Here is a 5,818-nt window from a genome sequence, read left to right on the forward strand (position 1 = left end):
CATCCGGGCAAAATTTTTCAAATAGGGCTTTTAAAGAACACTCTGTCACATGGGGATAGGCACTGCGGAGTCGATCAAAGGCAATCAGATTGGAAGCAAACAGGTAATAGTTCTGATGAACCTGACGATCCACTTCTTCAACAACCTGGTTGGCGTTTTCATACTTTTCCTTCAGCGGTGTGCCAAAAGCTACATGGACACCGCCTTTGAAACCATTAATGCCAGTCACGATGCTTTGAAGGTCTTCACCTTCGAACTTTTCATAATTGCCCTGGGCTTCAGTCGCGAAGAGTTCCCTGGCTTTGGCCAGATCGCAGGGGTCGTATTCGTAAGCAATTGATACGGGTACCAGGTTCATGGAACGAATGCTGTCGGCAAAAGAAGTATCCGCAGCTTTTCGGCTCATATGAAACATCTTGATGATGGCGGAGTCGGTTTTGTCATCACCGTCTTTTGCCCGTCCTTCACTCTGGGCGATCCAGACGGGATGCCCGGTATCAATGGAATGATGAATATAGGCTGACAGTGTCTGATAAGCCTTGAGCTTTTCCCGGCGGCCTTCTATGGATCGTTTGACGATAAAACTTTTGTTGAGGCGCATCAGATCACTGACAAAAGGTCTTTGCAGCAGGTTGTCACCAATGGCTATTCGAACGGTTTGCATGCCCTGTTTATAAACAGCGAGATTGACAAAGGCAGGATCCATAACGATGTCCCGGTGATTAGACACGAACAGGTAAGCCTGCTCTTTGTCGAGTTGGTCCAGTCCGGAAAAGCTGATGCCGGAAGTGCTGCCTTCAATGACACGGGTCAGGTAAGGTTCAATGACCTCCTGCAGTCCATCAATGTTATGAATGTTCTTTAGCTTGTAGCGCAGTCTCATAGCAGTCAGCCAGCTCGCAACACCACCAAGGAAGCCTGGCATGTTGGGGTACTGATGATGTACCAGCGCCTGAATCAGTTCACGGTCCAGCAACAGGCGGTTCAGGACAGGCCTTACCTCTCGATCGTGATAGGGGCGGATTTCTTCAAAGCGTTCCATCTGTTCGGGATTATTGCCTTATATAACAGCGGTGAGTTAAACCGTTGAGTATATAGGTATTAAAACAAAGGGTCTGTAGCGGGGTTGTGGCACTTTGTAACGGTTTGAGAATTAAGGTGGGTGGGTGTATGTATGTTTGTTGATGTGGGTTTCACTGATTTATGAGTTATTCAAAATTGAAACCTTGCAGTATTCCCTGTCTCGAGTGTGTATACTCCGCCCCTACGAACACATCAGCGTTCCAATAATGAAATAACTGGGCAGTCGTCTGCTCAAAATGGCTAGAGGTAGCAGATGTCATTGAATAAAAAGTGCTGCGGTGGGCTGCTGGCCTTCTCATTGCTGTTTTCCCTGAGCGGTTGGACTGCTGACTTTTCCAGCCTGCTTAAGCAGGCCAGCTCCGGCGACGAGCAGGCCATACTTGAAGTGGGTAGCCTGTTGGTGGCTGGTAAAGCGAAGCCGGAAAATGCCAGTCAAACCCTTTCTCTACTGGAACCTCTGGCGAACCAGGGCAATGTTCAGGCGGAACTGTTGCTGGGTAAGGCCTATCGAGAGGGGCTGGGTGGTGTCACCAAAGATCCCGGAAAAGGGTTTCAACTGATCGAACGTGCGGCAGGTCGGGAAGGCAAGAGTGCAGAGGCTCAGTACGAGCTGGGGAAGTCCTATTATGAGGGAGCAGGTACAGACCGTAACCTGATTGCTGCTTATATTTGGACTGCTCTGAGTCTGGAAGATTCTGCGGGAGATTTTCAGACTGCGGCCCGTAAACAGAAGCAGGAACTGTCTGAATTGCTTAACCCTGCCCAGAGAGCTAAAGCAAATGAACTGATCAGTCAGATCAGGACGGTCTATCTGAAGTAAGCTGGCTTTACGACGGTGGCTGTGTTTTTATAAAAGTATGATTAAAATATTCTGTCCTGATAATCTCCTTGAGGCCCAGTGCCTCAAGGATGTTCTGTTGAACCATGGCATTGCCTGCCATCTGGGAGGTAGCTATTTGACGGGGGCCGTTGGTGAACTACCCGCTAGCGGTTTGCTAGCGCTCTACGTTGAAGATGGCGATGCCGGTCTGGCCAAAGCAATGATCGAAGATTACCTCAAGGCGTCTCCCGTTCTGGAAGACTCTGCTGAGGTTCAGGAAGACTGATTATGTGTGGTCGTTATACGTTGATGGCCGACCAGATCAGCCTGAGCTGGCTGGGTATTCGTCAGCCAGAAGCCAATATCCCGTCCTACAATGTTGCGCCTGGCGAACAGGTGCTTATTGTCAAACATAATAATCAGGGCGATTTAGAAAATGCTCGGGTTAAGTGGGGGTTGGTTCCTCACTGGCTGCAGGATTTTTCCAGAGCCCAGATTAATGCCAGAATCGAAACCGTTGCCGACAAACCGATGTTTCGCAATGCCCTGAAAAAGCGACGTTGTCTGGTTCTGGCTGATGGCTGGTTCGACTGGCAGAAAGTGCGGGACCGCAGTCAGCCCTGGTATATACGACCGAAGTCGGGTGGATTATGTCTCTTTGCCGGTCTTTGGGAAAGTTATCCTGTGGATGACCAACTAAGTTTCGAATCCTGTGCAATCCTCACTTGCCCTGCTATCGGCGATATATCACCGTTGACCGAAAGAATGCCTGTTTTGTTGCAACAGAAACAGGCTAACGATTGGCTGGGTGAAAATTATGAGACGGTTTTTGACAGTCTGAGCAACCCGGCTGAGAAGGTTAGCAAGCTGTCTTTTTATAAAGTGGGCAGAGTGGTGAATAACGTCTCAAACAAGGGGCCAGAGTGCGTGAGGAAACTGGTAGCTCGCAATTAAAGCACTCCCTCGTTGCTCACGACAAAAAGGTGAGGGGAGTCAAGAGGCCCCCCTGTTCCGATTAATGGGTACCCGCTCCTGAAGTGCTCCGAGGATCTAGTAATTGTCCAATTATGATGATTTTTTTGGTTATTTTATTATGCAATATATAAAGAAATGGTCGACTAAATTGGATTGATTTTCTCTGATTGCTCTCCACAAACGATCTCGAAAATGACATGTGTGTGACAGCTGCGGCTCGGGTTCCATCTTTATTAACCTCAATTGCGCAATGTTGACGAACCACATTAATGTAAACAGGTAGAGTGACGGATAGCATAGTTCCTAATTCGAGGGGGTTTGTAAAAAGAGAATGTAAACCTGTTCTATCGAAAAATTTCTTCAATTCAATGTTCGAATCAACTTTAAAGGGTGGAAGTCCAAGAGAGATTTTTGAATATGATGGGCGTGATTCTTCAGAGTTTAAGGATGAAAATAATGCTTTTATTATTTTTGGTGATATCTCATGAGGCATTATACCTTCCGGAGGTAAAACCAAAATCATTTCATGCGCCCCCTGGTAAGGAACAGTAACTGCCTCCCAATCATTATGATTTGTGTATTGTATGGAACTGATTTCCTCCTCCATAAACTGCTCTAAAACAACTCTCTGGTTATTGGGTAAGGTAAATACGCCTGTATTTCGGACATTAAAAGACCTTTCCCAAAGCCCCTTGAAGTAAATAGAATTTATGAGTGCCAAGGTGGTATCTGGGGGCCATTGGTCGACGTGGCAAAATTGAGGAACCATGCCATGGGTTAATTGGCTAAATAGTCTGTTGAGCTCATCAGCGAGGTTTTGTAAAAATACACGGTCGAAGAAGTCGACTTTATCACGAATATCGGCGTTTATTTGTTTAAGTCTCTCACGATAAGTTTCCCGAAGTTCAAGTTCACTGGACAAGAGCAAACAATTCTCAATGAAGTATTCGTCCCGTGCAAAAGATGTTGCGATTGATGCTGTTGCACCGGATGACTCAGAGTAATTATCCCCCAGGTAGCTTTGTAGCAGTCGCCTGGTTTCGCCAGTAGCCCCCATGAGTATTAGTGCCAGTGATCTGAAAAGGCCATCAGGGGAGATAAGAAAATTTTCAGGCGTTTCTTTTGCTGCCTGGCTAAATATATTTATGGCAAGCTCCAGATTCCCCTGCGATTCATCCGACTGTGAACCGGGATTTGAATCAGGATTTGCTGGTATTGCCGATTGGGAGGGCATTGTGTCATATTGAAGTTCCTCGTCAGGATTTTTTTCATGAAACGCTGGGGAGAGTGAAAATCTTTCACGATTCTGATTGAAGTCGTAGGTGTCACAGGTCTCGGCCTGAAGTGGCGAGGGTAGCGAAAGGAAATGAAGCAAACTGACTGACAGCAGAACACGACTGTACTGCAAGTTTATAACGGGAGACTTGTTTGATAGTACCATGTTAGCACCCTGTCTTCTTAATATCAGGGCTTGTCTCAATATAATCTCACTTTTTACTGGACAGTTGCCCTCAGGAACGTTGTACGAAATTCAATATAGGGTGGTTTTTTGGTTAGTGCCCAAAAATTGTACCAGCTTAAGGGTCAGAGGCAGCTGATGCTGTAAAAATTAAAGATTCATTTTTTCTCGACAGCTATTTCCCCGTAAATTTCTGAGAACACTATTTTCTCTCAATTGCAACGAAAGGGTGAGGGGAGTCGTGAGGCTCCCCTTACCTGATTAATGGCTACCGGTACCCGATATCCGATTCCGAAGTGCTGCGAGGATCAAGTATCTGCCCAATGAAGATGATTCTATTTGTTAATTTATTATGCAATACATAAAGGAATGGTCGATTAAATTGGATGGATTTTCTCTGATTGCCCCCTCCCCCTCCTCTCGTTGTAGAGATGCGTGTGACAGCTGCGGCTCGGGTCCCATTTTCATTGACCTCAATTGCGCAATGTTGACGAACCAGATTAAGCAAAACACCTGGACCATTAGATAGCATAGCTCCTAATTCGAGGTGCCTTGTAAAAATAGGACGCAGAGGTGTTTTTCTCAGAAAGTAGCTCAATTCAATGTCCGAATCAACTTTAAAGGGTGGAAGTCCAATAGTGATTTTTGAACATGATGGGCATGATTGTTTGGAGTTTAATGATGAAAATAATGCCATTATTATATCTGCTGATATCTCATGGGGCATTATCCCTTCGGGAGGTAAAACGAAAATCATTTCATGGGCTCCCCGGTAAGGAACGGCGACTGCTTGCCAATCATTGTGACTTGTGTATTGGGTGGAACTGATTTCACCCAGCATAAATTTGTCCAAAGTGACTCTCTGGCCGTCGCGTAAAGTAAATAAACCTGCACTTCGGACTTTAAAAGAGCTTTCCCAAAGCGCTTTGAAGTAAATAGAATTTATGAGTGCCACGGTGGTATCTGGCTCCCATTGGCTGGCTTGGCAAAATTTTGGGACCATGCCATGGGTTAATTCGCTAAATAGTTTGTTGAGCTCATCAGCAAGGCTTTCTATAGATACATCGTCGTCGAACTTGATGTTTTCACGAACATCGACGTTTACTTGTTTAACTTTCTCACGATAAGTTTCCTTAATTTCAAGTTCATCGGACAAGAGCATAGTGTTCGAGACGAAGTAGTCGTCCTGTGCAGAAGATGTTGCGGTTGCTGCTGCAGGGGATGGCTCAGAATATTTATCTCCCAGGTAGCTTTGAAGCAATCGCCTGGTTTCTCCAGTAGCCCCCATGAGTACTGGTGCCAGCGATCGAAAAAGGCCATCAGGGGAGATAAGAAAATTTTCAGGAGTTACTTTTGCCGCCTGACTAAATACACTTATGGCAAGCTCCAGATCCCGCTTGGACTCAGCCGCTCGTGAATCAGGATCTGAATCAGGGTTTTCTGGTGTTGCCGATTGGTAATGTATTGTGTCACCTTGATGC

General features: G+C 46.0%; 6 protein-coding genes. 3 read left to right on the plus strand and 3 right to left on the minus strand.

All coding sequences use genetic code 11. The features are described 5' to 3' along the window. On the minus strand, window positions 1–1,042 hold a 1,042-nt coding region (locus tag KDK17_RS08260; RefSeq protein ID WP_257287829.1), incomplete at its 3' end, for a 1-acyl-sn-glycerol-3-phosphate acyltransferase. 294 nt (window positions 1,043–1,336) lie between these two features. On the opposite strand from KDK17_RS08260, the gene KDK17_RS08265 reads away from it, so the two are divergent. Genes KDK17_RS08265 through KDK17_RS08275 form a run of 3 tightly spaced genes read left to right on the plus strand, consistent with a single transcriptional unit; the run spans window position 1,337 to window position 2,857 of the window. After that, the gene (locus tag KDK17_RS08265; protein WP_257253438.1) at window positions 1,337–1,903 is read left to right on the plus strand and encodes a tetratricopeptide repeat protein; all 567 of its coding nucleotides are present in this window, start codon (window positions 1,337–1,339) and stop codon (window positions 1,901–1,903) included. Between the two features lie 37 nt (window positions 1,904–1,940). Then, entirely contained in the window at window positions 1,941–2,189 is a 249-nt protein-coding gene (locus tag KDK17_RS08270) for a DUF2007 domain-containing protein (RefSeq protein ID WP_257253439.1), read from the plus strand. A 2-nt stretch (window positions 2,190–2,191) separates the two neighbouring features. Beyond that, the gene (locus tag KDK17_RS08275; protein ID WP_257274919.1) at window positions 2,192–2,857 is read left to right on the plus strand and encodes an SOS response-associated peptidase; all 666 of its coding nucleotides are present in this window, start codon (window positions 2,192–2,194) and stop codon (window positions 2,855–2,857) included. Window positions 2,858–2,918: 61 nt separating this feature from the next. Here KDK17_RS08275 and KDK17_RS08280 read toward each other — a convergent pair whose 3' ends face one another. Both KDK17_RS08280 and KDK17_RS08285 read right to left on the minus strand, forming a co-directional pair. Next, complete coding sequence (locus KDK17_RS08280; RefSeq protein ID WP_257287830.1) at window positions 2,919–4,319, minus strand: serpin family protein; 1,401 nt, start codon at window positions 4,317–4,319, stop codon at window positions 2,919–2,921. A gap of 286 nt (window positions 4,320–4,605) precedes the next feature. Continuing rightward, window positions 4,606–5,818 (minus strand): serpin family protein (locus KDK17_RS08285; protein WP_257287831.1); only part of this gene is annotated, 1,213 nt, incomplete at its 5' end.

The sequence above is a fragment of the Endozoicomonas sp. SESOKO2 genome (assembly GCF_024606245.1).
Taxonomy (GTDB): domain Bacteria; phylum Pseudomonadota; class Gammaproteobacteria; order Pseudomonadales; family Endozoicomonadaceae; genus Endozoicomonas_A.